This window comes from Kitasatospora sp. NPDC047058, from assembly GCF_040643935.1.
In the GTDB taxonomy this organism is placed as follows: Bacteria; Actinomycetota; Actinomycetes; order Streptomycetales; family Streptomycetaceae; genus Kitasatospora.
In genome coordinates this window covers 1-2,152 of the sequence record NZ_JBEYVJ010000730.1, presented here as the reverse complement: position 1 = coordinate 2,152, position 2,152 = coordinate 1, and the positions used below count along the sequence as shown (strand labels likewise).

1 protein-coding gene is annotated in these 2,152 nt (G+C 70.1%); it reads right to left on the bottom strand.

Annotated elements, in window-relative coordinates; translation table 11 throughout:
- Positions 1-130 precede the first annotated feature (130 nt).
- Positions 131-2,056: a hypothetical protein gene (locus tag ABZ885_RS39890; RefSeq protein WP_360199917.1), complete on the bottom strand. Its 1,926-nt coding sequence runs from the start codon at positions 2,054-2,056 to the stop codon at positions 131-133.
- Positions 2,057-2,152: the final 96 nt, after the last annotated feature.

Genomic DNA, 2,152 nt, shown 5'->3' with positions numbered 1-2,152 from the left:
GGTACGGGCCGTCCGAACGCGCCTGCGGCGAGGCTGCGTGCCATCACGCGGGGTGCAGGGGGGTGCACCACGGGCCCGGGCCGCCTTGCGGTGGCCCGGGCCCGGGTGGTGTCGCGGGGTGCCGGTCGGCTCAGCCTTCCAGCGACTCGTCGGAGGTGTCCCAGGGCTGCGGGTCACGCGGGTCGCAGTCGATCCGGATCTCCAGGCACTGCTCCTGCTCCACGTTCTGCGCGTGGTCGTCCGAGCGGAACGCGACCTCGTGGCGGCCGTCGCCGCTCACCGTGAAGGGCCCGGTGTAGCGCGTCCACTCGCCGCCGTCGATGCGGTAGTCGGTCATCGCGACGCCGCTGATGTCGTCGGTGGCGTCGAGGGTGACCCGCACGTCCGAGTGGTAGACGCCGTGCCGGTCGGGGCGCGGGTCGGTGTGCGCGGTGGTGACCGGCGCCTGGGTGTCCAGGGGCAGCTCCATCGCGGCCTCCTCGACGTTGACCTCGTTCTCCTCGGTCGGTGCCGGGACGCCGGTCGCGGCCGGGTGGGCGATCGAGCCGCCGCGCAGCTGGATGCTGCCCCAGTCGTCGTGGCCGTTGAGCGTGGTCTGGAGCCCGTCGTTGTTGGTGTCGAACGCGACGGTGTTCTGGTTGATCATGCCGTCACAGTTCCAGTCGACCTGGGCGGCGCTGGCCTCGACGGTGACGAACCGGGAGCCCTGCTTGGTGTTCGGGCACCAGTGCGTGACGTCGTAGCCGCCGGTGCTGGCCGGGAACTGGCGCTCGTTCAGCACCGGCTCGCTCAGCGAGCCCGCCGCCCGGGAGTAGTCCATGACGCCGGTGGTGGTGCCGACCGCCAGGCCGCCCATCTGGTAGGAGTAGTTCATCACGCTGAAGTACTGCGGCTGGTGGTTGGGCGTGTCGGCGCTCCCGGCGTGCTTGAGGCCCAGGTCGTGTCCCAGCTCGTGCATCAGCGTGCCGGCCTGCTGGTTGGTGCTGCCGACCTGGTTGTCGAAGCTGCCCAGGCTGACGATGAAGTCGCTGCCCGGGACGCCGGCGGCGACACCGCTGTAGGTGACGCCGGGCTGGAGGTTGTGCGCCGCGATGGCGTAGTGGAAGATCGAGCTCCGTCCGGTGCTGACGAAGCCGCCCGTGGCCGTCTTGATCTTGTTGAAGTCGTTCCACAGGTAGCGGCCGTTGGAGTCCACCGTCCCGAGGTTGGCCGCCTCGGTCTGCTTCTTCGCCTTGCTGAGCGTTCCCCAGGTGGTGTTCTTGGTGAAGTCGAGGATGCTGTCCGGCCCCGCGTCGACGTGCAGGTTGATCCCGGTGGTGGGGCTGTGCCGGTTGAACGGGGAGTTCTTGAAGGCGTCGACGACCTTCCTGATCGCGTCGCTGGTGAGCGCGTGGCTGTGCGTGTCGTCGGCCATCCAGTCGACCTGGACGAAGATGTCCGGCTTGTTCACGTCGGCGCCCATCGCCTTGAGGTCGATGAACTGGTCGGGGCTGCCGTCGCTGGGCTTGATCGTGACGCCGTTGCGCTTCCAGTCGTCCGGGATCCCGTCGCAGGTGGTGGAGTTGCAGTCGACGGTGAAGGTGACGGGGGTGAAGGAGTCGGTGCCCCCGGTGTGGCGCGCCAGGTAGCCGGTGGGCGCGGTCTCGGTGAAGGTGTTCGGCTCGTTGAGCGGGGCCGGCACGTTCCAGCCGAGCGTGATCACCGTGCCCTGGCTCTCACCGCCCACCTGGTAGCTGACGGTCCCCGCCGCGCCGTTGGAGCCCTCGCACACGCCGACGTTGAACTGCCCGGCACCGCCGAGGGCGGCGAGGCGCGCCGGCGGGTCGGTGTAGGCGCACCCGTTGGTGACCTGGAGGCCGGCGAAGGTCAGGTCGCGGTCGCTGCTGTTGACGAGGTTCACCCCGAGCACACCGCCCGCCCGACGCGCGGCCGCGGCGGGGGTGATGGCGGCGACGAGCGTGAGCAGGGCCAGCGCGAAGACGAACAACGGCGCCAGGCCGCGGTGCCGGATGACCCGCGGAAGCGCGGCGGCATCGAGAGAGCTATCTGTGGTCATGTGGTCACGCTAAGTGTCCGACCGTCGCGGACCTGACATGACCCGGCACACCCCGACGCACAGTCACCCCGTCGGAGGCGCATCTGCCCCGGCCCC

Coding starts and splice junctions, on each gene's coding strand:
- ABZ885_RS39890 (WP_360199917.1), bottom strand. CDS start 2,056: ATGACCACAGATAGCTCTCTCGATGCCGCCGCGCTTCCGCGGGTCATC.